This window comes from Massilia sp. BSC265, assembly GCF_000740675.1.
Taxonomy (GTDB): domain Bacteria; phylum Pseudomonadota; class Gammaproteobacteria; order Burkholderiales; family Burkholderiaceae_D; genus Telluria.
On the sequence record NZ_JPXI01000033.1, the window covers coordinates 60,873 to 87,113 of the forward strand.

Genomic DNA, 26,241 nt, shown 5'->3' on the forward strand with positions numbered 1-26,241 from the left:
AGACTCATGCATTCACCTACCCGCTCCATGCTGAAACTTACCGCCGCCGCCTGCCTGCTGGCTTTCGGTGCAGGCCACGCCTTCGCCGCCGACAAGCTGACCCTCGGCGTGGCCATCCCCACCGCCACCCACGGCTTCACCGGCGGCATCGTCTGGTGGGCCAACCAGGCCAAGCGCGAACTGGAAACGGCCAACCCGGGACTGAAGGTCATCGTCAAGACCGCCGGCAGCACACCCGAACAGGCCAACCAGGTGCAGGACCTGCTTGTCGTGAACAAGATGAACGCGCTGGTGATCCTGCCGCTGGAGTCGGCCTCGCTGACCCAGCCGGTGGCCCAGGTCAAGAACAAGGGCGTCTACGTGACCGTGGTGGACCGCGGGTTGACCAACCCGGCGGCCCAGCATGCCTACGTCGCCGGCGACAACACCGCCTTCGGCAGGCTGCCGGCCGAGTACCTGGCCAAGCGCCTGAACGGCAAGGGCAACATCGTGATCCTGCGCGGCATGCCGAGCACCATCGACAACGAGCGCGTCAACGCCTTCAATGCCGAAATCAAGAAACACCCGGGCATCAAGGTGCTCGACGCCAAGTACGGCAACTGGAACCGCGACGATGCCTTCAAGGTCATGCAGGACTACCTGACGCGGTTCAAGCAGATCGACGCCGTGTGGGCGTCCGACGACGACATGGCGATCGGCGTGCTGAAGGCCATCGAGCAGGCCAAGCGCAGCGACATCAAGGAAGTGTTCGGCGGCGCCGGCGCCAAGTTCGCGGTCAAGAAGGTGATGGACGGCGACCGGCTGGTGCAGGCCGACGTGTCCTACTCGCCCAAGTTCATCTACGACGCCATCAAGATGACGGCCAATGCGCGCTTGAAGGGCCAGGCCCTGCCCGCCAAGACCATCATCCCTTCGGTCCTGATCACGCGCGAGAACGCCAAGCAGTTCTACTTTCCCGATTCGCCCTACTGATTTAAAAGGCTACGCATGAAGACCATCAAGGGACCGGCGATCTTCCTCGCCCAATTCATGGGCGACAAGGCGCCCTTCGACACCCTCGGCAACCTGGCCGCCTGGGCGAGCTCGCTGGGCTACGAGGGCATCCAGCTGCCGACCGACAAGCGCCTGTTCGACCTCGACATCGCCGCCGACAGCCAGGCCTACTGCGACGAGATCAAGGGCGTGCTGGGCGCGCACGGCCTGGCGATCACCGAGCTGTCCACCCACCTGCAGGGCCAGCTGGTGGCCGTGCATCCGGCCTACGACAGTCTGTTCGACGGCTTCGCCGCGCCGCAGGTGCGCGGCAAGCCGCAGGCGCGCCAGGAGTGGGCGGTCGACCAGATGAAGAAAGCCGCGCGCGCCTCGCGCCGTCTCGGCTTGACGACGCACGCGAGCTTCTCGGGAGCGCTGGCCTGGCCCTACCTCTATCCGTGGCCCCAGCGCCCCGGCGGCCTGGTCGAGGAAGCCTTCGGCGAACTGGCGCGGCGCTGGCTGCCGATCCTGGATGCCTTCGACGATGCCGGCGTGGACGTCTGCTACGAGCTGCACCCGGGCGAGGACCTGCACGACGGCGTGACGTTCGAGCGCTTTTTGCACGGCGTCGGCGGCCACCGGCGCGCCAACATCCTGTACGACCCGAGCCACTTCGTGCTGCAGCAGCTGGACTACCTGGCCTTCATCGACATCTACCACGAGCGCATCAAGGCCTTCCACGTCAAGGATGCCGAGTTCCGCCCGAACGGACGCCAGGGCGTCTACGGCGGCTACAGCGGCTGGCAGGAACGCGCCGGTCGCTTTCGCTCGCTGGGCGACGGCCAGATCGATTTTTCGGCGATCTTTTCCAAGCTGACCCAGTACGGCTATGCCGGCTGGGCCGTGCTCGAGTGGGAGTGCTGCCTCAAGCATCCGGAAGACGGCGCGCGCGAAGGCGCCGACTTCATCCGCCGCCACATCATCCGGGTGGCGGAACGGGATTTCGACGATTTCGCCGGCAGCGGCCTTGAGCGCGCCGCGCTGCGCCAGCTGATGGGGATCGAAGCATGACGGCGATCGGACGCAATGAAACGGACAGCCAGGACGGCCGGCCTATGCGCAGGCTGCGCCTCGGTATGGTGGGCGGCGGCGACGGCGCATTCATCGGCGCCGTGCACCGCATCGCGGCGCGCCTGGACGACTGCTACGAGGTGGTGGCCGGCGCCCTGTCCAGCAACCCGGAACGGGCATTGACGAGCGGCGCGGCGATCCGGCTGGATCCGGCGCGCAGCTACCTTGATTACCGCGAGATGGCGCGGCTGGAAGCCGAACGCGCGGACGGCATCGACGTGGTGGCGATCGTCACGCCCAACCACCTGCATGCCCCGGTCGCCAAGGCCTTCCTGGAAGCGGGCATCCACGTCATCTGCGACAAGCCGCTCGGCATTTCGCTGGCCGAGGGACGCGAACTGGCCGCGCTGGCGCGCGCCAGGAACCGGGTATTCGCCCTCACCCATACCTACAGCGGCTATCCGATGGTGCGCCATGCGCGCGAACTGGTGGCCTCGGGGGCGATCGGCGAAGTGCGCCTGGTGCACGTCGAATACGCGCAGGACTGGATGGCCGAAGCGGCCAACCAGTCCCCGGATTTCCAGGCAAGCAACTGGCACAACGATCCGCAGCGCGCCGGCCCCACCGGCTGCACCGGCGACATCGGCACCCACGCCTTCCACCTTGCCGGTTTTGTCAGCGGCATCCAGCCGAGCGAGCTGCTGGCCGAGCTGCATTCGTTCACTCCGAACCGTATCCTGGACGACCATGTGCAGGTGATGCTGCGCTACCCGAACGGGGCGCGCGGCATGCTGTGGTCGAGCCAGATGGCGACGGGCTGCGAGAATGCGCTGAAGCTGCGGGTGTTCGGCAGCAAGGCCAGCCTCGCCTTCGACCAGGAGAACCCGAACGAGCTGCTCCTCACGCCCCAGGGCGGCTGCGCCGAGCGGCTCACGCGCGGCCGGGTGGGTGGCGGCGCTGCCGGGCATGCCAGCCGCATTCCCTGCGGCCATCCGGAAGGCTACCTGGAAGCGTTTGCGCAGCTGTACCGCGACACGGCGGCGCAGATCCATGCCGTCGAGGCCGGCCAGCCCCTGCCGGCAGCAACCGCCGGCCTGCCGACGGTCGACGACGGCGTGGACGGCCTGCGCTTCATCGACGCCGTGTTGGCCAGCCACGAGGCAGGTTCGTCCTGGGTGGCGTTAAGCAAGACTCGGAGCGCCTGACACATCCTCGATGGCTGCGTTGTCCACGGCCGGGGCTGTTACTTGTCCCCGGCCAGCGCTTTTACCGCCTTCTCCAGCGCACGGACTTTCTCGCGCATGCTGGTCAGGTTGCGCACGAGCACGGCGACGCGTTCCCAGTCGGCATTCCTGGCGACGGGGAAGTAGCCCGTGTACCGGCCAGGTTCGGTGATGGAGTTCGGCACCATCGTGGCAGCCGTGACATGCACGTTGTCGACGATCTCGATGTGGCCGTTGATCATGGCCGCACCGCCAAAGGTGCAATGCCGGCCGATCCTGGCGCTGCCGGCGACGCCGACGCAACCGGCCATGGCCGTGTGGGCGCCGATGTGGCAGTTGTGGCCGATCTGGATCTGGTTGTCGAGCTTGACCCCGTCTTCGATCACGGTATCGTCGAGCGCGCCACGGTCGACCGTCGTATTCGAACCGATGTCGACGTCGTCGCCGATGACGACGCGGCCGGTCTGCGGAATCTTGATGTACACGCCGCCTTCCTGGGCGAAGCCGAAACCGTCCCCGCCGATGACCGCCCCCGAATGGATGATGCCGCGCGCGCCGATGATGCAGCGCGCATGGAAGGTCACGTTGGCGAACAGGCGGGTGCCTTCCCCGATGACCGCCTCGCGTCCGATGTAGCAGCCGGCGTCGACGACCGCCCCGCCCTTGATGGCCGCGCCTGCCTCGACCGTCACGTGCGGGCCGATATGGGCCGTGGGATCGACCTGCGCGGTGGCGTGCACCGCCGCCGTCGGATGGATGCCCGGTTCGGGTGACGGCAAACGTGCCGCATCGACAAATTGCGCGAAGTACTGCGCCGCCCGGGCGAAGTAGGCATAGGGATTGGCGGTGACGATGCGCGCGCCCGCGAAGCTGGCGGCCACCTCGGGTTCGTCCGCAGGCGAAAGGATCAGCGCCGCGGCGTGGCTGCGCGCGGCCAGCGCCCGCAGCTTGCTATTGCTGAGAAAACTGATGTCCGAGGCGCCGGCACGGTCCAGCGGGGTGACCGCCGTGACTTCGATGTCGGGATCGCCCTCCAGTCGTCCGCCGAAACGCTCTACCAGCTCGCCTAATCGGGTTCCCATGCTGTTCGCCTCAGGTTGGTCTTGTCGATGGCACTGTTCAGGTGCCCGGTTTGGACATGTTTTCCGAATGGCGGTTCCAGCACTGCGGTCGCCCCCTAACCTGGATCAAGCGGCAGGCAGGATAGCTGCGGCGCAAACTTGTGGCCATTATTCGGGGCCTGCGTGTCGAACCCGGCGCACCCCGTTCGTCGTGGTGGCAACAGCTCCACAACCACAACAGGAGGTCCATCATGAAGCAGGCAGCACGTCCCATCCCCGAGGGTTTCCACAGCGTCACCCCCCATCTGGTCTGCGAGGGCGCGGCCGACGCGATCGCCTTCTACTCCCAGGCCTTCGGCGCGGTCGAAGTCAGCCGCATGTCCGGGCCCGGCGGCAAGATCATGCACGCCGAGCTGCGCATCGGCGACTCCATCATCATGCTGTGCGACGATTTCCCCGAATACGGCAGCCGCGGGCCGCTCGCCCTCCAGGGCTCGGCCGTGGTGATCCACCTGTACGTGCCCGACGCCGATTCAGTGTGGGAACGCGCTCTCGCCGCCGGCGCCAGGCCGCTCATGCCCTTGGGCAATGCATTCTGGGGCGACCGCTACGGCCAGCTGGCCGATCCCTTCGGCCATCGCTGGGCCATCGCCACTCGCCTGCGCGACATGACGCCCCGGGAAATCGAGGCCGAGATGGCCAAGGCGATGCCTGGCGCCTGCGGCAGCGCCTGAACCTCAATCGGCCAGCGCACGTTCGAGGAAGCGGAACGTCGCCGGCTCCTGCAGCGCGGCCACGTTCAGGCGCATGCGGGTCGAGGGCAGCTGGTCCGGCGAGAACAGGCTGCCCGGCGCCAGCAGCAGGTCTTCCTGCATGGCGCGTGCGGCCAGTTCGTTGGTGTCGCGGCCGGCATCGACCCAGACGAACATGCCGGCGCTTGGCGCCGGCTCGGCGCGCAGGCCGAGAGCTTCGAGCTGGCGCAGCGCCTTCGGGCGCACCGCATCCAGGCGGCTGCGCACCCGGTCCAGGTGCTTGCGGTAGTGCCCTTCGGACAGGATCTTGTACACCACCCGCTCGCCGATGTCGCTGGTGGTGAGGGTGGCCAGCATCTTGCGGTCGGCCAGGCGCTGCGCACATTCCGGGGACGTCGCGATGAAGCCGACGCGCAGGTTTGGCGCCATCGACTTCGAAAAGCCGCCAAGGTAGATGACCTGGCGCAGCCCGTCGAGGGCGGCCAGCCGCGTGGCCGGCTGGCTGCCCGCGCCCGGGTGCAGGTCCGCATAGATGTCGTCCTCCACAACGGTAAAGCCGAACTGCTCGGCCAGCCGCAACACCTGGAAAGCTTTCGACGCCGACAGCGAGGTCGAGGTCGGGTTGTGCAGCACCGACACAATCACGTACAGGCGGGGATGGTAGCGGGCCGCGAGTTCGGCCAGCTGCTCCAGGTCGGGACCGTCGGCCAGGCGGCGCACGCCGACCACGTTCAGGCCCATCGCGGAAAAGGACCCGAACATCAGGAACCAGGCCGGATCGTCGACGAAGATTGTGTCGCCCGGCCGGCAGAACTCGCGCGCCACCAGGTCGAGCGCCTGGCTCACGCCCATCGTCATGACGATCTGTTCCGGCGCCGCCTCGATCTCGAACTCGGCCAGCTTGCGCTGCAGCTGCTGGCGCAGCGGCAGGAAGCCCTGCGGCGCGCCGTAGCCGAGGAAGGCGGCGCTGTTCTGCCGGCTCAGGCCGCCCAGGGCCTTGGCCACGGCCGGGCCGTCCAGCCAGTCGGCCGGCAGCACGCCTGCACCCGGCGAATGCTGCAGCGGCGCCTGGCGGAACATGTTGCGGATCAGCCAGGCGATGTCGGGGCTGGCGCTGGCGCTTGCCGCCGGCGCCACCGTCCTCGAAGCCGCAGCGGACGGCGGCTGCGCCCGTTCGCGCACGAAGAACCCGGCGCCGCGGCGCGAATCCAGGTAGCCCTGGGCCACCAGCCGGTCGTAGCTGGCGACCACGGTGAAGGGCGACACGCCGTGGCTTGCCGCGAACTGGCGGATCGAGGGCATGCGCGCGCCGGGGCGCAGCAGACGCTCGTCGATGCGGGCGGCGACGAGGCGCACGATCTGGTCGGCCAGCGGCTCGCCGCGGTCGCGCGCCAGGCGCAGGAGAGGCGTATTGGTCACGTCACCATCACAGTGAAGAAATTAAGTGGAAAAGTGTACTGGGACTGTATTGGTCGGTAGCGCTAGCATAGACCCGTCCCCAATGTCGCCGCAAGCATCTTTCGAAGGAGTCCCATGCGTACCGCCGCCTGCCCCACTGCCGTATCGACCGCCACTTCCCCCGACGAAAACCGGGGCATGCTGCTCGGCCTGCTCGGCGTCGCCATGTTCAGCCTGACCATGCCCTTCACCCGCATGGCGGTGGCGGAACTCGATCCGGTCTTCGTGGCGCTCGGCCGCGCGCTGGGCGCCGCCCTGCTGGCGGCAGGATGGCTGGCCTGGCGCCGCGCCCCGCTGCCGCCGCGCCACGCCCTGCTGCCGCTGGCGCTGGTGGCCGGCGGCTGCATCGTCGGCTTCCCGCTCCTGACCTCGATCGCCCTGCGCACCCTGCCGGCCTCGCATGGCGCCCTGCTGGTGGGCGTGCTTCCCCTGGTGACGGCGCTGTATGCCGCCCTGCGCGGCTACGAGCGGCCCTCGCGCGGCTTCTGGGGCATGGCGCTGCTCGGATCGGGCCTGGTGGTGGCCTTCGCCCTGGCCCAGGGCGGCGGTAGCCTGCACTTGGCGGACCTGCTGGTGTTCGGCGCCGTGGTCTCGGCGGCGGTCGGCTATGCGGAAGGCGGCCGCCTGTCGCGCAGCCTGGGCGGGCCGGAAACCATCTGCTGGGCGCTGGTGCTGGCGGCGCCGGTGCTGCTGCCGCTGCTGCTGTGGCACGGCGTACCGGATCCGAGGAACGTGGGAGCGGCGTCCTGGCTGGCCTTCGCCTACGTCACCGCGATCTCGATGTTCGTCGGCTTCTTCTTCTGGTATCGCGGCCTGGCGCTGGGCGGCGTGGCCCGGGTCGGCCAGGTGCAGCTGCTGCAGCCCTTCATGAGCCTGGTCGGGGCAGCCCTGCTGCTGGGTGAAGCGCTGACCCTGTCGAACTGCGCCTTCGCGCTGGCGGTGGCCGCAGTCGTGTTCGCGGGACGCCGGATGGCGGTACGCCGGCAGTAAAACATGCTCCAGCGCGCCAGGTGGACGTACAATACCGGCTTCTTTCACTGCAACGTCAACAAAACCATGTCCGTCTACGACAAACTCAAAGAACTGAACATCACCCTGGCCGCGCCGGCCACCCCGGCCGCCGCTTACGTTATGTACGTGCAGACCGGCAACCTCGTGTTCATCTCGGGCCACATCGCCAAGAATGCGGACGGCTCGCCGAACACCGGCATCCTGGGCAAGGACAAGACCACCGCGGACGGCCAGGCCGCTGCCCGCTCGGTCGCCATCGACCTGATCGGCACCCTGCAGGAAGCCGTCGGCGGCGACCTGAACCGCGTCAAGCGCATCGTCAAGGTGATGAGCCTGGTTGCCTCGACCCCGGAATACAATGAGCAGCACCTGGTCACCAACGGCTGCTCGGAACTGATCGGCGAAGTGTTCGGCGAAGCCGGCAAGCATGCCCGCTCGGCTTTCGGCGTTGCCTCGCTGCCGCGCGGCACCTGTGTCGAGATCGAGCTGATCGCTGAAGTGGCCTAAACATTTGTTTAGATAACATTGCAATTGTTTAATTAGTAGCGCTTGCGGGCTGGGCCTATCCGGCCCGGCCTTTCCAAGGCCGCCTACCAGGCGTGCTTTATAATGGCCCGGCATTACCGTGCGGCCCCTTCCTGTGAGACCAGTATGAAAATCGACAATCCAAACCCCATCCAGTGGCAGTTTTCTGAGCGCGCGCAGCAGCTGCAAAGCTCGTTCATCCGCGAAATCCTGAAGATCACCCAGCGTCCGGAGATCATCTCCTTCGCCGGCGGCCTGCCATCGCCTGCCACCTTCCCGGTCGAGGTCATGAAAGCGGCCTACGACAAGGTCCTGAGCGAGACCGGCAAGGTCGCGCTGCAGTACGGTCCGACCGATGGCTACGGCCCGCTGCGGGAATGGATCGCGAATTCCCTCTCCACGGAAGGCAGCCGCATCCTGCCTGAACAGATCCTGATGACCTCGGGCTCGCAGCAGGCGCTCGACCTGCTGGGCAAGGTCCTGATCGACGAAGGCAGCCGCGTGCTGGTCGAGACCCCGAGCTACCTCGGCGCCCTGCAGGCCTTCTCGGTCTACCGTCCTGAATTCGCCTCCGTCGACACCGACGACCACGGCCTGGTTCCAGCCTCGATCGACGCCGTGGCGCAAGGCGCGCGCCTGCTGTACTCGCTGCCGAACTTCCAGAACCCGACCGGCCGATCGTTGTCGGTCGAACGCCGCCAGGAGTTGGTGGAAACCTGCGCCCGCCTGGGCCTGCCGCTGATCGAGGACGATCCCTACGGCGCCCTGAGCTATAAAGGCGAGCCGATGCCGAAGATGGTGGCGATGAACCCGGACGGCGTCATCTACATGGGTTCCTTCTCGAAGGTGCTGACCCCGGGCATCCGCCTCGGCTACGTCTGCGCCCCGCTGCCGCTGGTGCGCCGCCTCGAGCTGGCCAAGCAGGCCGCCGACCTGCACACCGCCCAGCTGACCCAGATGGTCGTGCACGAAGTGATCAAGGACGGCTTCCTCGACCAGCACATCCCGACCATCCGCAAGCTCTACGGCGACCAGTGCCAGGTGATGCTGGACGCCATGGCCGAGCACTTCCCGGCCGGCGTGACCTGGACCAAGCCGGAAGGCGGCATGTTCATCTGGGTCACCCTGCCGCAGAGCATCGATGCGATGAAACTGCTCGACCAGTCGCTGGCCGCCCGCGTGGCCTTCGTGCCGGGCGCGCCGTTCTACGCCAACGAACCGGCCACCAACACCCTGCGCCTGTCCTTCGTGACCGTGCCGCCGGAACGCATCCGCGAAGGCATCGCCATCCTTGGCAAACTGATCAAGGACATGCTGTAAACACCACGATGGCAACCGTCGGTACGCACTGTCGGTTGCACACCTCGACCTCGCGGAACGGGTCCAGCCCGACCCGATCCTGCTCGATGTCATGCTACCCGGCCTGGATGGCCTGGAAACCTGCCGCCGCGTGAAAGCCAACCCGGCTACCGCCGACATCCCCGTCATCGTCGTGAGCGCCTGCTCCGACACCGAAGACATCGTGGCCGGCGTCGACCAGGGCGCCGCCGACTACATGGCCAAGCGCCTGCGCATGATCGTCGAAGGGATGGACGAAGGCCTGACGCTGCTCGGCCGTGACGGCCGCAAGCAGCCCGGCGGCGGCCTGCGCGCGATGGACCTGAGCCTGTCGCCGATGGCGTCGGGCGAACAGCTCCACGTCGCCCTGCTGCACGACATCACCCACCACAAGCAGTCCGAGACGGCACTGCAGCGCGTGGCCATGGCCGACCCGCTCACCGGCGTCGCCGAACGCGCGTTCAGCTCCGGCATGCGTGACGACCGCCCATGCACGTGTCGGACGCTCTACGTCACTTGCGGGTAACCCGTGATGCGCGCAATGTCGCGATACATCGGCTGCAGCCGCCGGTACATCCGTAGATAGACCTCGCGGTACAGCCGCTCATAGACAGCCTGGTTGGCCGCGATCGGTTCGAACACCCTGCCCACCCGCGTCATGCCTCCCATCGCCGCCGCGAAATCCGGGTACAGGCCCAGTCCCACGGCGGCGTCGATGGCCGCGCCCAGCCCCGAGGTTTCGTACACATGCGGGCGCGAGGTCGGCAGGCCGAAGATGTCGGCAGTGAGCTGCATCGCCGCGTCGCTCTGCGAGCCGCCGCCCGAGACGCGCAGCTCGGTAATGCGGGTCTTGGCGCGCCGCTCGATGCGTTCCTTTCCTTCGCGCAGCGCATACGCCAGCCCTTCCAGGATGGCACGGTAGACATGGGCGCGGGTATGCACGTCGCCGAAACCGATGATGGCGCCCTTCGCTTCGCGCCCCGGCACCCGGATGCCCGGCGTCCAGTAGGGTTGCAGCATCAGGCCCAGCGAGCCGGGCGGCACGGCATTGGCCAGCTCGTCGAACAGGCGCTCGGGCGCCACGTCTTCGAGCAGGGCCCGCGACTGCTCGTGGTGGCCGAACTGCTCCTTGAACCAGTTGACCATCCAGTAGCCCCGGAACACCTGTACCTCGGTGCTGTAGGCGCCCGGGATCGCCGCCGGGTAAGGCGGCACGAAGGGTGTCACCTCGACATAGCGGGTGGTGGTGGTGTTGATGGTGGCCGTGGTGCCGTAGCTCAGGCAGCCAATGTGGGGCGCGCTGCAGCCGGCGCCGATCACCTCGCAGGCCTTGTCGGCGGCCGCCGCCAGCAGCGGCAAGCCGGCGGGGATGCCGGTATCGCGGGCAGCTTCCGCGCTGATCGTTCCCAGCTGCGTTCCCGGTTCCTGCAGTTCGGGCAGCATGCGCGGCTCCACCGCCAGCGCCTGCCACTTCCAGTCGCGCCGGCCGGCCCACCTGCGGCGCCGGTAGTCGAAAGGAAGATAAGCCACCTGCGAGCCGGACGAATCGGCGAAGCGCCCGCACAGGCGCCAGTTCAGGTAGCCCGACAGCAGCAGGAATTTGTGCGTTGCTTCCCACACCTCGGGCTGGTGGGCCCGGATCCAGTTGATCTCGGCTTCGCCGCGGAAGTAATCGATGGTGCCGCTCACCCGCGCCAGCTTGAAGGCGCCGCGCCACAGCGGTCCGATGGGCGGCACGAGCTCGGTGCGGCGCTGGTCGAGCCAGGTGATGGCCGGGCGTAGCGCCCTGCCCGCGCGGTCGACGTTGATGACGGTGCCGCGCTGGGTGGTCACGGCCACGCCGGCGAGGCGGGTACGGTCCACGTCCGGCTGGGTCCAGAGCTGCCGGCAGGCCTGGCACAGCGCCTGCCAGAAGCCCTCCGGGTCGTGCTCGGCCCAGCCGGGATGCTCGCTGCGGTAGTCCAGCAAGGGCACCTGCGCCTTGGCGACGATGTCGCCCCGCAGGTCGAACAGCAGGGCGCGCACGCTCTGGGTGCCGTTGTCGATGGCGAGGATCAGAGGGTCATGCATGGGTGCGTTCGTGCGTGTCGGTGCCGGGCAGCCCGTAATGGCTCCGGCACAATTGGAAATAGGCGGCCTGCTCGGTTTCCCAGTGCGCATCGCTCCAGCCGAGCTCCGGCTGGCAGATCGCGCGGATACGCGCCATGTGGGCGATGCCGCCGCCGCGCAGCTGGATGCCCAGGCGGGTGCGGCGCAGCAGCAGGTCTTCGAGCCGCTGCACGGCTTCGCGGCGCGCGGCCCAGCGCAGTTCGGCCCAGGGCGTCAGCGTGCCGGGGATGGGGTCGAGCTCGCCATCGCGGGCGGCGTCGACCAGGGCCTGGGCATGGCGCCCGTGACGGCCCGCCAGGCGCCGCAGGACGGCGGGCACTACCGCGCGCGGGCCGTTCGGGACGGCGTGCGGCGAGAACACAGGCCGCGGCGCCAGGTCCGCCCGCCACCCCGGCAGCTGGCGCGCCACGTGGCGCAAGGTGTCGAGGGCGATCGCGCGGAAGGTGGTCAGCTTGCCGCCGGTGACAGCGACCAGGCCCGGCTCGTCCCAGACCAGGTGTTCGCGCGTCTCCTTGGACGGCGCCCCTCGCGTCCCGCTGTCGAGCACCGGTCGCACGCCCGCGTAGGTGGCGAGCACGTCGCCGTCGTCCAACTGCAGCTGCGGGAACTGCGCCCGCAGCGCCGCCATCAGGTAGTCGAACTCGGCACGCGTGACCTTCGCTTCGCACGCCAGGCCGTCAGCGTGGTCGACGTCGGTCGTGCCCACCAGCGTCACGCCTTCCCAGGGGAAGGCGAACACCGGCCGGCCATCGAGAGGGTGCATCAGGCTGACCGCCTGCGCCAGCGGCAGGCGCCAGGCCGGCAGCACCAGGTGACTGCCGCGCAGCGGACGCAAGCGAGGTATCCGCCCCTGCCCGCCCGGCCCGGCGATGCCGCAGGCCCAGGCGCCGGTGGCGTTGACCACGACCCGCGCCGCCACCTCGCCGGCCGCACCGGTGCGCCCGTCGCGCAGCAGCGCCCCGCTCACCCGGCCATCGGCGCGCAGCAAGGATTCGACCGCCACGTAGTTGCGCGCCTCGGCGCCGTGGCTGCGCGCTTCGTCGAGCACGCGCAGCACCAGGCGGGCGTCGTCGGTCTTGGCATCGAGGTAGCGGATCCCGCCCGCCAGGCCCTCGCTGCGGATGTTCGGGGCCAGCATCCGGAAGCCGTCGGCATCGAGCCAGTGCACTTCCCGTCGCCCGGCCAGCAAGTCGTACACCGCCAGGCCGGCGAGGAAACTGCGCCGCTTGCGCGCGCTGTTGCCATAGTCCGGGAAGGCGAATCCCTGGGGTTCGACCAGACCCGGCGCGTCGCGCAGCAGCGCTTCCCGTTCGCGCACCGATTCGCGCGTCAGGCGCAGCCGGCCCTCGGCTAGGTAGCGCAGGCCGCCATGGACCAGCTTGGACGAGCGGCTTGAGGTGCCCCAGGCGAAGTCGCGCTGCTCGACCAGCAGGGCGGTCAAGCCGCGCCGCGCCGCTTCCAGCAGGATGCCGGCGCCGGTGATACCGCCGCCGATCACCAGGATGTCGAGTTCCTTCCGCTTCATGGCGCGACCAGCTTGCCCGGGTTCATGCGCCCGTCCGGGTCGAAATGGCGGAACAGCGCCGCCATCGCGCCCAGACCCAGCTCGCCCTTTTCATGCGCCAGCCAGGGTGCATGGTCGGTCCCGACGCCATGCTGGTGGCTGATGGTGCCCCCGGCCGCCACGATGGCGTCGGACACGCGCTCCTTCAACCGGCGCCAGCGCGCCAGGTCGGCCTCGTACTGTCCGGCCAGGCGGAACACGAAGGTCGAGTAGACGCTGGCGCCCTGCGGGTAGATGTGTGACAGGTGGGTATAGGCGTGCACCCGTTCGCCGCAGGCCTGAAGCGCCGCGCCGGCGGCGCGCTCGATGCCGCCAATCGCCGCGCTCACGCGCGGCCAGTCGAGCGCCGTCTCGACGGTGTCGATCGCATAGCCGTGTCGCCAGGCGGCGTTGCGCAGGTAGACGCTGCGGAAGCGGTTGCGGCGCCAGCGCTCGCCCAGGCCGCGGCCCACGTGCACGCCGCCGTGCGCTCGCGCCAGCTTGACGGCCGCGCGCAGGGCCGGCACGGCCTGCGCTTTGGAACCGCTGACGCCGAGCATCAGCATGCACTTGCCTTCGGCGCAGCCGCGCAGCGACAGCCAGGCTTCCAGCACCCGCACCAGCCTTGCGTGGCCGGCCAGGGTCAACATGGTGGTGGTCTCGAGCGCATTCGACAGGCGCAGCATCGACAGCGGCAGCCGCGCCTGCGCCAGTTCGCGCACCGCCTGCAGCGCGCTGTCCCAGTTCGGGAAGAACACCGCATGGAAGGCTTCGTGCTGCGGCAGGCGGCTGACGCGCACCGTGGCTTCAGTCAGGATACCGAGCCGGCCTTCGGAGCCGAGCACCATCTCGCGCAGGTCGACGCCGGCGCTGGATGCGGGAAAGGTCGGGATGTCGAGGGTGCCTCTGGGCGTCTCGACCCGGCCGCCTGCGAACATCTGTTCGATGCGCCCGTAGCGTAGCGACTGCTGGCCGGAGGAGCGCGTCACCACCCAGCCGCCCAGGGTCGAGTATTCGAAGGATTGCGGAAAGTGCCCGAGCGTATAGCCGTGCGCGCGCAACTGGGCTTCCAGGTCCGGCCCGGCCACGCCGGCGCCAAAGGTCGCCAGCTGGGCTTCGCGGTCGAGCGAGACCAGGGCGCGCATGCGGCCCATGGCGATCGTGAGGGTCGGGCGCGCGGCGTCGTGCACGCCCAGGTGGCCGGCGACGCTGGTGCCGCCGCCATAGGGGATCACGGCGGCGCCATGGGCGGCGGCGAAGGCCAGCAGCTCGCGCACCTGCTCCGCGCTTTCCGGATAGGCCACGCCATCCGGTGCCGCTTCGATGCGGCCATGGCGCAGCCGCAGCCAGTCCGGCAGGCTCTGTCCCAGTGCGTGGCGCAGCCTGGACTGGGGACTGGCATCGACCAGGGGGTGCGGCGGCAGGCGCCCCGGCACCAGCTGCGCGCAGGCCGCATCGAACGTGGCATCCGTGGGCGCACTGCCCTGCCCCAAGCGCTCGAAGAGGAAGTACCGTGCCTCGGTACCCAGCTCCATGTCGACCGAATCGTCCCCCCAGCCATTCCAGCGCCGCATCCCTGTCCCCTTTTACTTGAGCTTGCATTTATGCCAGAGTAACGGTTCATTGCCTACCTGTCTTGCGCTTTCATGACACAGCCTTGCTCCATCGCGCCATCCGCTCCGCCCGATGCCGGTCGGGTCACCGGCGCCTACCTGCAGCCGGTCGTCGAGACCGCCGCCGCCCTTGGCGTCGATGCCGGACGGCTGGCGCGCGCCGCCAGCCTGCATGAAACGGCGCTCTCGCCCCTGCCCGAATCGCTGCCGGCATGCGACTACATCGCGGTCCTCGATGCCGGCGCCCGGCTCACGGGCGACGCGCACTTCGGCCTGCACGTGGGCGAACGGGTCCGCCCCTCGACCTTTTCGGTCTACGGCCTGGTGCTGATGGCCTGCCGCGACTTCGGCCAGGCCCTGGAGCAGACGCAGCGCTACGAGGGGCTGGCCCATGATCTCGGCCGGACGATGCTCTCGGTGGAGGGGGAGGAGGCGCTGTACGGCTGGACCACCCATTACCCGGCTGCCACCCGGCACCTGGTGGAGAGCGTGTTCGCCGGCATCCGCGTCTTCGGCAGCTGGCTGGCCGGACGGCCGCTCGCGCCGACGCGCATGGCCTTCACGCATCGCAGCGATGCTTCGGCAAGGGAATACCTGCGCGTGCTCGGCGTGCAGCCGCGGTTCGGCGCCCCCGCCAACCTGGCAGCCTTCGATGCGGGCTTGCTGGCGATGCCGGTGCCGAATGCGGACCCCAGCCTGTACCCGGTGCTGCGCCAGCACGCGGAGCGCCTGCTGGGCGAACGCGCCGCGCTGGGTGCCGGGGTGGCGGCGCAGGCGCGTGCCGCCGTGATCCGTGCCCTCGCCCAGGGCGGCGCCCGGCTGCCGGCGGTGGCGGCGCAGCTCGGCCTGTCGCCGCGCACGCTGCAGCGCAAGCTGGCCGATGCCGGCTGCGGCTTCCAGGAGGTGCTCGACAGCGTCCGTTACGAACTGGCGCAGGCCTATCTTCGTCAGCGCGACCTGAGCCTGGCGGACATCGCCTTCCTGCTCGGATACCAGGAGCAGAGTGCCTTCACCCATGCCTTCCGCGTGTGGTCGGGCATGAATCCGGGCGCGTGGCGCGACGCGCTCGCCCCCGGCTACCCGGCGGCAGCTTCCTGACGCTCCCGCCGCGCATCGGGAACCCTGCCGCCCGGCTGCTCGTGCTGCCCGTCGAACCGGAAGCCGGCCGCTTCATGCAGCTCCCATGCGCCCTCGCCCTTCAGGCACAGCACGTGGGTGTGGTGGCGCAGCACCGCAGCGCGGTAGGCGATGCTGACGAGCGTCGCGCCGCTGTCGCGCAGGCGCGCATACAGCGAGGCCTCGTTGCCGGCATCGAGCGCGCTGGTGGCCTCGTCCAGGACGACGATCGTCGGCTTGTGCACCAGCACCCTGGCGAAGCCCAGGCGCTGCTGCTCGCCGACCGACAGCAGTTTTTCCCAGTCATGCACCGCATCCAGGCCGCCTACCCGCTCGGCCAGGCGCGGCAGGTGGACCTGGCGCAGGATGTCCAGCAACTGCGCGTCGCTCAGGCCGGCATGCGCGCTGGGGTAGACGAGCTGGCTGCGCAGCGTGCCCGACTGCAGGTAGGGTCGCTGGGGCAGGAAGAAGAACTGGTCCAGGGACGGGCGGTGGATCACGCCGCTGCCCCGGTGCCACAGGCCCGCGATTGCGCGCAGCAGCGAACTCTTGCCGCAGCCGCTCTCGCCGGTGATGAGCAGCGCGTCGCCCGGCTTCAAGGCAAGGGAAAGTTCCTTGATGAGCACCCGCTCCGAAGCCCAGGAAGATGAGCAGGAAATGGATCGACCGGCCCGTGAAGCTGTTGATGTCTTCGCTGATGCGCTGGTCGGGGTTGTCGATCTCGCTGTCGGTGCCCAGCCGGTAGTACTTGCGGCCCTTCAGGTAGCCGTCGAGGAAGCGCGCGGTGAGCCAGCGCCGCCACTGGTTGGCGAAGCGGTCGCGCAGGTAGTAATAGATGGCGTAGACCGGCACCGCGACCGCCAGCGCCGAGGTCATCTCGCCGGCCTGGTTGTTGAGCATCACGGCCAGCTTGGTTTCGGCCAGCATCAGCACGATCAGGAGGGGCAGCAGGGTCCAGGCCTGTTTCTTCTTTTCTCCCAGCCAGTAGGGTTTTGCCACGCTGACGAATTGCTTCCATGCAGCGAGCGACAAGGGTGCGGCACGGCGCCCTTCGTCGCTTCCCTCCGCGACGTGAGCGGTTGCGGCGTCCTTGGGTGCGGAGGTAGGCGTGCTCATGCTGGGTACCCTGCGGTTGACTACTTGGGCCCAGCATACGGCCGCGCATGGAGCTGTTCAGTGCGGAAACAGACATAGCCGTTGTCCGAAGCACCGGCGCACCGACTAGGTGCCCGCCGTGCCCCCCTGCGCCCCGGCTCGGGGCTGGATGGCGTCGAGCTGCTCGGGCGCGAACACGACGGTCTGGGCCGGGAAGGCAAGCCCGATCCCCGCTGCTTCGAGGCGGGCTATGATGGACATCAGGAGCGCTTCGCGCACGATCACGCTGGCATCCCAGTCGGGCGCCTCGATGTAGGAGAACACTTCGATATGGAAGGAGCGCTCGCCGATTGCGGCCAGGTTCGCCCGCGCACCTTCCGCAATGTCGGTACGCTCGAGCAGCACGCCCTTGACGATGCGCACGGCTTCTTCGATTTTCGCGGCAGGCGTCCGGTAATCCACCCCGATGACCGGATTGAACAGGAAGCGGTCGCGCGCCGCGAAGTTCTCGATCTGGCGGGCCGAGAAGTCGCCGTTGGGAATGGTGACCAGGGTGCGTCCAAGCGTGCGGATGCGGGTCGAGCGGATACCGACGTCTTCGACCGTACCGACCACGTCGCCCACCTTGATGAAGTCGCCCACCTGCGCGGGCCGGTCGGCGATCACGGTCACGCTGCCCACCAGGTTTTCCACGGTCTTCTGCGCCCCCAGCGCCAGGGCGATGCCGCCGATGCCGAGCGCTGCGATGCCGGTGGTCACGTCGATGCCGAAGGTGTCGAGGATACCGATCCCGAAAAACATGAGCAGTACCACCTTCGCGGTACGCCGCAGCAGGACGATGACGGACACGACCTGGCGCCGTCCGCGCCGCTGCATGCGCGTGATGGCCAGCTGGGCGATGGCGTCCACCAGGCGCAGGCCGAACCAGACGAAGGCGATGACCAGCAGGATGCCGGTGTAGCGCAGCAGCGTCTGGCGCGCCACGATGGCGACCGGCAAGCGCTCGGCCCATTCGAAGAACACGAACACCGCAATCAGGAGGCTCAGCGGCGGCAGGGCTGCCTCGAAGAAGCGGTAGACGCCATTGGCGGCGGGATCGGCCACCAGGCGGCGCATGATGACGACCAGGATCGTCGCGACCATCCACAAGCTGCCGATGACCAGCACGGCGAGGCCGACCAGCATGCCCCAGTCTTCCAGGGGCGCGCCGGCCACGGTGAATTCAGGGCGCTGGCTGTCGAGCTGGCCGGCCTGCCGGCCGGTGACGGCCGCGATGCTCGTCGCCGTCTCCCGCGAGACGCGCCAGATCTGCAGGCCCTCCTCTTCGCCGCGGCTGAGCAGCACCGGGATGGTCCTGCCCTTGATCCTGATTTCGCCGACCCGCTCCCGGTCGACGGGAAGTTCGTCGCCGATCCTGCCGGGGCCGTCGTTCGACAAGGCGGCATAGGGTTCCAGCGAGCCGCCGCTGTCGAGCAGCGCCTGGAACTCGCGCGCCCTCGCCGCGGCGGCGGCGCGCTGCCGGCTGGTGTTCGAGGGAAGGTCGAAATACTGGGCGGCGCGGTCGTAGTCGTGCTCCGCCAGGGCCCGGATCAGTCCCGAGATCGTGGAACGCGGCGTTTCGCGGCCAAGGAGATCGGCCTGGGTGGCCGCAGCCGGGGTGGCCGCTTCGGGCTCGGCAGCAAAGAGCGGAGCAAGCGCAGCTGCCGGCGGGATGGCTGCGAACAGCAGGCAGACAAGCCACAAAGGAATCAGGAATTTCGGAAAGGAAAAACGCATCGCGAATACAGCTCCTACGAACGTGGGCAGCGCGAAGTCTAGCATCCGGTCGGCCCCGCCTCCGTCCGGGTGCCGTCCCCATCGCTTCTCCGGGCAAGGGCTATAATTGTCTGAATATCCAAAGTGAACAGGCCGCTCATGTGCGGTTACCGACGTGAATCCACATCTCGACCAGCTCCATCCCTACCCCTTCGAGCAGCTGCGCCAGCTCTTCGCCGGCGTCACCCCGAATCCCGCCCACGGTCCGATCAGCCTCGGCATCGGTGAGCCCAAGCACCCGACCCCGGCCTTCATCGAAAAAGCCCTGATGCATGCGATGGCGGGACTGTCGGTCTATCCCAGCACGCATGGCGGCGAAGCGCTGCGCGCGGCGATCGCCAGCTGGCTGGAGCATCGTTACGGCATCCCGGGCGTCGATCCGGCCACCATGGTGCTGCCGGTGAACGGCTCGCGCGAGGCCCTGTTCGCCTTCGCCCAGTGCGTGGTCGACGCTTCGCGCGGCGAGGCGCTGGTGATGAGCCCGAACCCCTTCTACCAGATCTACGAAGGCGCCGCCTACCTGAGCGGGGCCACGCCCTACTATGTCAACTCGGAACCCGGCCGCAACTTCGCGCCCGACTACGACAGCGTGCCGGATGAAGTGTGGTCGCGCGTGCAGCTCCTGTACGTGTGCTCGCCGGGCAACCCGACCGGCGCCGTGCTCACGCAGGAAGACTGGGAGGGGCTGTTCGCGCTGTCCGACCGCCACGGCTTCGTGATCGCGGCGGACGAGTGCTATTCCGAGATCTATTTCGGCTCGACTCCGCCGCTGGGCGCGCTCGAAGCGGCCCACGCCCTGGGCCGCAGCGAAGGTGCCCGTCCGTACGCCAACCTGGTCGTGTTCTCCAGCCTGTCGAAACGCTCGAACGTGCCGGGCATGCGCTCGGGCTTCGTGGCGGGCGACCCTCAGCTGCTGAAAAAATTCCTGCTCTACCGCACCTACAGCGGCGGCGCGATGTCGCCGCCGATCCAGGCGGCGTCGATCGCGGCCTGGAACGACGAGCAGCACGTGCAGGAAAACCGCGCGCTGTACCGCGAGAAGTTCAACCTGATTACCCCGCTCTTGAGGGAGGTGATGGACGTCGAACTGCCGGACGCCGGCTTCTACCTGTGGGCCGACGTGCGCCGCACCGGCCTGTCGGACCTTGACTTCGCACGCCGCCTGTACGCCGAATATAATGTGACGGTTTTGCCAGGCAGTTATCTTGCACGCGAAGCGCACGGCCTCAACCCGGGCCGCAACCGCATCCGCATGGCGCTGGTTGCCAGCGTCGACGAAGGACTCGAAGCCGCCACCCGCATCGTCGAGTTCTGCAAGGGCCTTTGATTGCCAATGAGCGGCAGTACCAAACAAATCCTTAACTAGAGAATCATCATGACCCAACAACTCCAGAACATCATCGACACCGCGTGGGAACAGCGCGCCGAGATCAGCCCGTCCAGCGCCAGCCCTGAGGTGCGCGACGCGGTCGCCCACGTCCTCGCCGGCCTGGATGCCGGCAGCCTGCGCGTGGCGCAGAAAGACAGCGGCAGCTGGGTCGTGAACCAGTGGATCAAGAAGGCCGTCCTGCTGTCCTTCCGCCTCGAGAACAACGTGCCGGTGGCGGGTGGCGGCGGCATGCAGTTCTACGACAAGGTCCCGACCAAGTTCGCCGACTACACCCCGGAAGATTTCGCGAAAGGCGGCTTCCGCGTGGTGCCGCCGGCCGTCGCCCGCCGCGGCAGCTTCATCGGCAAGAACGTGGTGCTGATGCCGTCCTACGTCAACATCGGCGCCTACGTCGATGAAGGCGCGATGGTCGACACCTGGGCCACCGTCGGCTCCTGCGCCCAGATCGGCAAGAACGTGCACCTGTCGGGCGGCGTCGGCATCGGCGGCGTGCTCGAACCGATGCAGGCCAACCCGACCATCATCGAAGACAACTGCTTCATCGGCGCCCGTTCGGAGATCGTCGAAGGCGTGATCGTCGAAGAGAACTCGGTGATCTCGATGGGCGTGTACATCGGCCAGTCGACCAAGATCTACGATCGCGCCACCGGCGAAATCACCTACGGCCGCGTGCCGGCGGGTTCGGTGGTGGTGTCGGGCAGCCTGCCCTCCGCCGACGGCAAGTACAGCCTGTACTGCGCCGTGATCGTCAAGCGCGTCGACGCCCAGACCCGCGCCAAGACCGGCATCAACGAGCTGCTGCGCGGCGACTAATTTGCTCGTCGACCGCGTGGCGGTTGCAGGGTGGGCAGGTCTCCTGCCCACGCGGTCGACCAGCAGTAGAGCACTACCACATTAGGAGACGATGACATGGCCATGGACCGCCTGTTCCAGCTGATGAAGGAGAAGAACGCTTCCGACATGTTCTTCGCCGTGAACTCGCCGGTGCACATCAAGATCAACGGGAACCTCATCCCGATCAACCAGCATCGCCTCGAACCCGACAACATCATCTCGCTGCTGTCGGAAATCGCCTCGCCCGAGCAGATGACCGAGCTCGAGCGCGAGAATGAGCTCAACATGGGCGTCTCGGTCCCCAACCTGGGACGCTTCCGCCTGTCGGCCTTCCGCCAGCGCGGCTCGATCTCGGCGGTGTTCCGCTTCGTGCCTGCGAATATTCCGCCGATCGGCGAGCTTGGCCTGCCGCCGGTGCTGCTTGATCTGATCATGGAAAAGCGCGGCCTGCTGCTGATCGTGGGCGCCACCGGCTCCGGCAAGTCGACCACCATCGCCTCGATGCTGGACCACCGCAACGAACAGCGCACCGGCCATATCCTGACGCTGGAAGACCCGATCGAATACCTCTTCAAGAACAAGAAATCGATCGTCAACCAGCGCGAGATCGGCAGCGACGCCACCAGCTTCGCCACCGCCCTGCGCAACTCGATGCGCCAGGCGCCGGACTGCATCCTGATCGGCGAAATCCGCGACAAGGAAACCATGGCGGCGGCGCTGGCCTACGCCCAGTCCGGCCACCTGGTGCTGGCCACCCTGCACGCGAACAACAGCTACAACGCACTGAACCGCATCATCAGCTTCTACCCGATCGAGAACCGCGCCGCCCTGCTGCAGGACCTGGCATCGAGCGTGAAGGCGATCGTCTCGCAGCGCCTGGTCAAGTCGGCCGCCGGCGGCCAGCGCCAGGCCGCGGTCGAGGTCATGCTGAACACCCGCTACATCGCCGACCTCATCGAGAAAGGCGAAATCGGCCAGATCAAGGAAGCGATGGACAAGAGTCTGTCGCCGGGCTCGCAATCCTTCGAGACCGCCCTGCTCAAGCTGGTCAAGGACGGCCTGGTCACGCAGGAAGAAGCGCTGGCCAATGCCGACTCGGCCACCAACCTGCTCTGGCTGCTCAACAACGGGCCGGAGAGCCAGGTGCAGCCGGAGGAGGCGAAAAAGCCGGGGGCCGAACCGCCGGGCGCGTCCTTTACGGAATTCACGCTGAACTAGGCAGGCGAAGGCCGCGCCCGTCGCCTCGATGTTCGAACTCAGCCAGCTGCGCTGCTTCGTCGCGGTCGCCGAGGAACTGCACTTCAGCCGCGCGGCCGAGCGCCTGAACATGACCCAGCCGCCGCTGAGCCGCCAGATCCGGCTGCTCGAGCACCATGTCGGCGTCCCGCTCCTCGAGCGCAACAGCCGGCTTGTGCGCCTCACCGCCGCCGGCAAGGCGTTCTTCCCGGAAGCCGCACGCATCCTGCGCATCGCCGAGGAAGCGACCTTCGCCGCCCGCCGCGCCGCCAAGGGCGAACAGGGCAATCTCGCCATCGGCTTCACCTCCGCCTCCGGCTACAGCCTGCTGCCCGAGGTCGTGCGCCGCCTGCGCGAATGCGCGCCCCGGGTCTCGCTCACGCTCAAGGAACTGGTCAGCACCACGCAGGTGCAGGCCCTGAACGCCGGCGAGATCGACCTCGGCCTGCTGCGTCCCCATCCCATGAACGCCGAGCTCGAAAGCCGGCTGATCGCCACCGAGTCGCTCATGCTCGCCATCCAGGAGAGCGAGGAGGACCGATGGCCGCTCGAGCCCACGCTCGAGAGCCTGCACGGCAAGCCCTTCATCATGTATTCGCCCTACGAGGCCCGCCCCTTCTACCTGATGCTGACCGAACGCTTCGTCCGGGCCGGCGTGGTGCCGGACATCGTCGAGCACATCGGCCAGGTGCATACCATGCTGGCCCTGGTCCGGGCCGGCGTGGGCGCGGCACTGATCGCGGAAGGCGCGGCGCGCCTGAAGTTCGACGGCATCGTCATGCGCCGGCTCTCGAGCGAACCGGTGGAAATGGTCTGTACCTACCGCCGCGACAACGACAACCCCGCCCTCCAGCTGTTCAAGCGCGACGTGCTGCCCGGCTTCGATACCGAAGCGTCTCCACGTCGATCCATCGATTGATTCAATTCCTGAATCGATCGCAATACTCTTTGATTTGGTCGTGAATCGATCAAGCGCTATGATCGCTTCAAACAACAGCCTCCAAGCACCATGACCACTACCACCCTTACCGGCACCCCTGTCGTCACCGACCTGCGCGTCGTCCCCGTCGCCGGCCAGGACAGCATGCTACTGAACCTCTCGGGCGCCCACGGCCCCTGGTTCACCCGCAACATCGTCATCCTGCGAGATAGCGCCGGCAACACCGGCCTCGGCGAAGTCCCGGGCGGCGAAAAGATCCGCCAGACCATCGAGGATGCCCGTCCCCTCGTCATCGGCAAGTCGCTGGGCGACTACAACGGCGTGCTCAACGCCATGCGCAAGGCCTTCGCCGACCGCGATGCCGGCGGCCGCGGCCTCCAGACCTTCGACCTGCGCACCACCATCCATGCGCTCACCGCGGTGGAATCGGCCCTGCTCGACCTGCTGGGGCAGTTCATGAACGTACCCGTCGCCGCCCTGCTGGGCGAAGGCCAGCAGCGCGATACGGTCGAGATGCTCGGCTACCTGTTCTACGTGGGCGACCGCAAGAAGACCGACCTTGCCTACCGCGCCGAAGACGATGCCGGCAACGCCTGGTTCCGGCTGCGCAACGAGGAAGCCTTGAGCCCGGAAGCAGTGGTGCGCCTGGCCGAAGCCGCACGCGAGCGCTACGGCTTCAATGACTTCAAGCTCAAGGGCGGCGTGCTGAGCGCCGACGCCGAGATGGACGCCATCGTCGCCCTGCACGAGCGCTTTCCCGAAGCGCGCTGCACCCTGGACCCGAACGGCGGCTGGCTGCTGGATGACGCGATCCGCGTCTGCCGCGACAAACACGGCATCCTGGCCTATGCCGAGGACCCCTGCGGCGCCGAGAACGGCTTCTCGGGCCGCGAAGTGATGGCCGAGTTCCGCCGCGCCACCGGCCTGCCCACCGCCACCAACATGATCGCCACCGACTGGCGCCAGATGGCGCACGCGATCCAGCTGCAGTCGGTCGACATCCCGCTGGCCGACCCGCACTTCTGGACCATGCAGGGATCGGTGCGCGTCGCCCAGCTGTGCGAGATGTTCGGCCTGACCTGGGGCTCGCATTCGAACAACCACTTCGACATCTCGCTGGCCATGTTCACCCACGTCGCCGCCGCCGCCCCGGGCAAGGTCACCGCGATCGACACCCACTGGATCTGGCAGGACGGCCAGCGCATCACCAGGGAACCGCTCAAGATCGAAGGCGGGCGGGTAGCAGTGCCGAAGAAGCCCGGCCTGGGCATCGAGATCGATGTCGACCAGTTGGAAAAAGCCCACCAGGCCTACAAGAACATGGGCCTGGGCGCGCGCGACGACGCAGTCGCGATGCAATACCTGGTGCCGGGATGGAAATTCGACAACAAGCGCCCCTGCCTGGTGCGCTGAGCAGTACCGGCCTCTTGCCTTTTTACAAGGGGCCTGCCTGCTTTCCTGCCGGGCCACGCACGCGGCCCACTTCCTCCATCTGTGTACAATCTTCGCTTGGGAAGCTTGTGCTATCCTCGCGAGTTTCTTTAATTCAATAGTCGTCCACCTCCCGTGGCGCGCTGACTGACGCTCCCTGACTTACGCTCCCTGACTTACACTCCCTGACTTACGTTCCATGACTACGACCCTCTACGGCATCCCCAACTGCGACACCGTCAAGAAAGCCCGCACCTGGTTGGCAGACAACGGCCATGATTTCATCTTCCATGACTTCAAGAAACAAGGCTTGACGCGTGAAGTGGTGGCGGGCTGGCTCGAGCAGCTGGATTGGGAAACCCTGGTGAACCGCAAGGGCACGACCTGGCGCAATTTGCCGGACGAGCGCAAGGCGCAGGTGGTCGACAAGGCCAGCGCGCTGGCGCTGATGCTGGAGAACCCTTCGGTCATCAAGCGGCCGGTCCTGCAGGGCGTCGGCCCGGTCTCGGTCGGCTTCTCGGCCGACGCCTACGGGGCGAAATTCCAGGACGCTGCATGAAACCCTCGCGCACCCTGCTGCTCGCCGAAGAGCTGATCGCCCTCGACTCGGTCACGCCCCACGACAGGGGTTGCCAGGAGCGCCTCAAGGAACTGCTGGCGCCGCTGGGCTTCCATTGCGAGACCATCGCATCGAACGGGGTCACCAACCTGTGGGCGCGCAAGGGCACGGCCGCGCCGGTGTTCGTGTTCGCCGGGCATACCGACGTGGTGCCGACCGGGCCCGAGCACCAGTGGGCCTCCAGCCCGTTCACGCCCACCCGCCGCGACGGCAAGCTGTACGGCCGCGGCGCCTCCGACATGAAGACCTCGATCGCGGCCATGGTCGTCGCCTGCGAGGAATTCATCGCGGCCAACCCGGACCACAAAGGCTCGATCGCCTTCCTGATCACCAGCGACGAGGAAGGCCCGGCCGTGGACGGCACCGTGGTCGTCTGCGAGCGCCTGGAAGAACGCGGCGAAACGCTGGACTACTGCGTGGTCGGCGAGCCGACCTCGGTGCACGTACTGGGCGACACCATCAAGAACGGCCGCCGCGGCTCGCTCTCGGGCCACCTGGTGATCAAGGGCATCCAGGGCCACATCGCCTACCCTCACCTGGCGCGCAACCCGATCCACCAGGCCGCGCCGGCGCTGGCCGAGCTGGCCGCCGAAGTCTGGGACGAGGGCAATGAATACTATGCGCCGACCAGCTGGCAGATCTCGAACATCCAGGCCGGCACCGGCGCCACCAACGTGATCCCGGGCCACGTGAGCCTCGACTTCAATTTCCGCTTCTCGACCGCCAGCACCGCCGACGGCCTGGAAGCGCGCGTGCACGCCATCCTCGACCGCCACGGGCTCGACTACGAACTGCAGTGGACCCTGTCGGGCCAGCCCTTCCTGACGCCGAAGGGCCTGCTCTCGGACACGCTGTGCAACGCGATCTACGAGGAGCTGGGCGTGCAGACCGAACTGTCGACCACCGGCGGCACCTCGGACGGCCGCTTCATCGCCCGCATCTGCCCGCAGGTGATAGAATTCGGGCCTCCGAACGCCAGCATCCACAAGATCGACGAACACATCGAGCTGCGCTACATCGATCCCCTCAAGAACATCTACCGCCGCACGCTGGAACAGCTGCTGGCGGCGTAACAAGACACCCGGGAGA

General features: G+C 67.8%; 23 protein-coding genes and 1 pseudogene. 16 read left to right on the plus strand and 8 right to left on the minus strand.

The annotated features are described in order from the left end of the window. Positions 1-27: 27 nt before the first annotated feature. From MA09_RS12435 to MA09_RS12445, 3 genes are read left to right on the plus strand one after another with little or no spacing between them, the layout of a single operon-like run. Positions 28-972: a substrate-binding domain-containing protein gene (locus MA09_RS12435; RefSeq protein WP_152594640.1), complete on the plus strand. Its 945-nt coding sequence runs from the start codon at positions 28-30 to the stop codon at positions 970-972. A 15-nt stretch (positions 973-987) separates the two neighbouring features. Further along, positions 988-2,043, plus strand: a complete 1,056-nt coding sequence (locus MA09_RS12440) for a sugar phosphate isomerase/epimerase (RefSeq protein ID WP_036248873.1) — start codon at positions 988-990, stop codon at positions 2,041-2,043. Beyond that, positions 2,040-3,248 (plus strand): Gfo/Idh/MocA family protein, encoded by a 1,209-nt coding sequence (locus tag MA09_RS12445; RefSeq protein WP_229440695.1) that lies wholly within the window; start codon positions 2,040-2,042, stop codon positions 3,246-3,248. Before MA09_RS12440 ends, MA09_RS12445 begins: the two co-directional genes overlap by 4 nt. Before the next feature lie 38 nt (positions 3,249-3,286). On the opposite strand, the gene lpxD is transcribed toward MA09_RS12445, so the two are convergent. After that, a complete protein-coding gene (gene lpxD, locus MA09_RS12450) occupies positions 3,287-4,348 on the minus strand; it encodes a UDP-3-O-(3-hydroxymyristoyl)glucosamine N-acyltransferase (RefSeq protein ID WP_036248877.1) in 1,062 nt (353 codons plus the stop codon). 230 nt (positions 4,349-4,578) lie between these two features. On the opposite strand from lpxD, the gene MA09_RS12455 reads away from it, so the two are divergent. Next, complete coding sequence (locus MA09_RS12455; RefSeq protein WP_036248879.1) at positions 4,579-5,061, plus strand: VOC family protein; 483 nt, start codon at positions 4,579-4,581, stop codon at positions 5,059-5,061. A gap of 3 nt (positions 5,062-5,064) precedes the next feature. Here the strand turns inward: MA09_RS12455 and MA09_RS12460 are convergent, their stop codons facing one another. Further along, a complete protein-coding gene (locus MA09_RS12460) occupies positions 5,065-6,498 on the minus strand; it encodes a PLP-dependent aminotransferase family protein (protein ID WP_036248882.1) in 1,434 nt (477 codons plus the stop codon). Between the two features lie 114 nt (positions 6,499-6,612). Between MA09_RS12460 and MA09_RS12465 the strand changes: the two genes are divergently transcribed. The 4 genes from MA09_RS12465 to MA09_RS12480 all read left to right on the plus strand — a co-directional run bounded on the left by MA09_RS12465 (position 6,613) and on the right by MA09_RS12480 (position 9,937). Beyond that, positions 6,613-7,527, plus strand: a complete 915-nt coding sequence (locus tag MA09_RS12465; protein ID WP_036248884.1) for a DMT family transporter — start codon at positions 6,613-6,615, stop codon at positions 7,525-7,527. Between the two features lie 66 nt (positions 7,528-7,593). After that, a complete protein-coding gene (locus MA09_RS12470) occupies positions 7,594-8,055 on the plus strand; it encodes a RidA family protein (protein ID WP_036249941.1) in 462 nt (153 codons plus the stop codon). 144 nt (positions 8,056-8,199) lie between these two features. Continuing rightward, the gene (locus MA09_RS12475) at positions 8,200-9,393 is read left to right on the plus strand and encodes a PLP-dependent aminotransferase family protein (protein ID WP_036248886.1); all 1,194 of its coding nucleotides are present in this window, start codon (positions 8,200-8,202) and stop codon (positions 9,391-9,393) included. Positions 9,394-9,421: 28 nt separating this feature from the next. After that, complete coding sequence (locus tag MA09_RS12480) at positions 9,422-9,937, plus strand: response regulator (protein WP_081897569.1); 516 nt, start codon at positions 9,422-9,424, stop codon at positions 9,935-9,937. On the opposite strand, the gene MA09_RS12485 is transcribed toward MA09_RS12480, so the two are convergent. Genes MA09_RS12485 through MA09_RS12495 form a run of 3 tightly spaced genes read right to left on the minus strand, consistent with a single transcriptional unit; the run spans position 9,919 to position 14,637 of the window. Then, on the minus strand, positions 9,919-11,481 hold the full coding sequence (locus MA09_RS12485) for an FGGY-family carbohydrate kinase (protein WP_036248889.1): 1,563 nt from the start codon (positions 11,479-11,481) through the stop codon (positions 9,919-9,921). The genes MA09_RS12480 and MA09_RS12485 overlap by 19 nt on opposite strands. After that, positions 11,474-13,045, minus strand: a complete 1,572-nt coding sequence (locus MA09_RS12490; protein WP_036248892.1) for a glycerol-3-phosphate dehydrogenase/oxidase — start codon at positions 13,043-13,045, stop codon at positions 11,474-11,476. The genes MA09_RS12485 and MA09_RS12490 overlap by 8 nt, the downstream gene beginning before the upstream one ends. Continuing rightward, positions 13,042-14,637, minus strand: a complete 1,596-nt coding sequence (locus tag MA09_RS12495; protein WP_036248894.1) for an FAD-binding oxidoreductase — start codon at positions 14,635-14,637, stop codon at positions 13,042-13,044. Before MA09_RS12495 ends, MA09_RS12490 begins: the two co-directional genes overlap by 4 nt. A gap of 72 nt (positions 14,638-14,709) precedes the next feature. Here MA09_RS12495 and MA09_RS12500 point away from each other — a divergent pair, with 72 nt between their 5' ends. Next, the gene (locus MA09_RS12500; protein ID WP_051933398.1) at positions 14,710-15,774 is read left to right on the plus strand and encodes an AraC family transcriptional regulator; all 1,065 of its coding nucleotides are present in this window, start codon (positions 14,710-14,712) and stop codon (positions 15,772-15,774) included. On the opposite strand, the gene MA09_RS25525 is transcribed toward MA09_RS12500, so the two are convergent. From MA09_RS25525 to MA09_RS12510, 3 genes and pseudogenes are all read right to left on the minus strand, one after another. Next, complete coding sequence (locus tag MA09_RS25525) at positions 15,753-16,418, minus strand: ATP-binding cassette domain-containing protein (protein WP_307183862.1); 666 nt, start codon at positions 16,416-16,418, stop codon at positions 15,753-15,755. The genes MA09_RS12500 and MA09_RS25525 overlap by 22 nt on opposite strands. 85 nt (positions 16,419-16,503) lie before the next feature. After that, positions 16,504-16,908 (minus strand): annotated as a pseudogene (locus MA09_RS25530) (ABC transporter ATP-binding protein); the annotation flags it as partial. A 105-nt stretch (positions 16,909-17,013) separates the two neighbouring features. After that, on the minus strand, positions 17,014-18,663 hold the full coding sequence (locus MA09_RS12510) for a mechanosensitive ion channel family protein (RefSeq protein WP_036248897.1): 1,650 nt from the start codon (positions 18,661-18,663) through the stop codon (positions 17,014-17,016). A 154-nt stretch (positions 18,664-18,817) separates the two neighbouring features. Here MA09_RS12510 and dapC point away from each other — a divergent pair, with 154 nt between their 5' ends. From dapC to dapE, 7 genes are all read left to right on the plus strand, one after another. Further along, a complete protein-coding gene (dapC, locus tag MA09_RS12515; RefSeq protein WP_036248900.1) occupies positions 18,818-20,029 on the plus strand; it encodes a succinyldiaminopimelate transaminase in 1,212 nt (403 codons plus the stop codon). Positions 20,030-20,077: 48 nt separating this feature from the next. Further along, the gene (dapD, locus tag MA09_RS12520) at positions 20,078-20,905 is read left to right on the plus strand and encodes a 2,3,4,5-tetrahydropyridine-2,6-dicarboxylate N-succinyltransferase (protein WP_036248901.1); all 828 of its coding nucleotides are present in this window, start codon (positions 20,078-20,080) and stop codon (positions 20,903-20,905) included. Positions 20,906-21,001: 96 nt separating this feature from the next. Next, on the plus strand, positions 21,002-22,144 hold the full coding sequence (locus MA09_RS12525) for a PilT/PilU family type 4a pilus ATPase (protein ID WP_036248904.1): 1,143 nt from the start codon (positions 21,002-21,004) through the stop codon (positions 22,142-22,144). Between the two features lie 28 nt (positions 22,145-22,172). Beyond that, positions 22,173-23,081 carry a LysR substrate-binding domain-containing protein gene (locus MA09_RS12530; protein ID WP_036248907.1) on the plus strand — a complete coding sequence of 303 codons (909 nt, stop codon included), beginning with the start codon at positions 22,173-22,175 and terminating at the stop codon, positions 23,079-23,081. 90 nt (positions 23,082-23,171) lie between these two features. Continuing rightward, positions 23,172-24,515: a glucarate dehydratase gene (gudD, locus tag MA09_RS12535; RefSeq protein ID WP_036248910.1), complete on the plus strand. Its 1,344-nt coding sequence runs from the start codon at positions 23,172-23,174 to the stop codon at positions 24,513-24,515. A 217-nt stretch (positions 24,516-24,732) separates the two neighbouring features. Then, complete coding sequence (locus tag MA09_RS12540; RefSeq protein WP_036248913.1) at positions 24,733-25,092, plus strand: ArsC family reductase; 360 nt, start codon at positions 24,733-24,735, stop codon at positions 25,090-25,092. Next, positions 25,089-26,225 carry a succinyl-diaminopimelate desuccinylase gene (gene dapE / locus MA09_RS12545; RefSeq protein WP_036248916.1) on the plus strand — a complete coding sequence of 379 codons (1,137 nt, stop codon included), beginning with the start codon at positions 25,089-25,091 and terminating at the stop codon, positions 26,223-26,225. The genes MA09_RS12540 and dapE overlap by 4 nt, the downstream gene beginning before the upstream one ends. Positions 26,226-26,241: the final 16 nt, after the last annotated feature.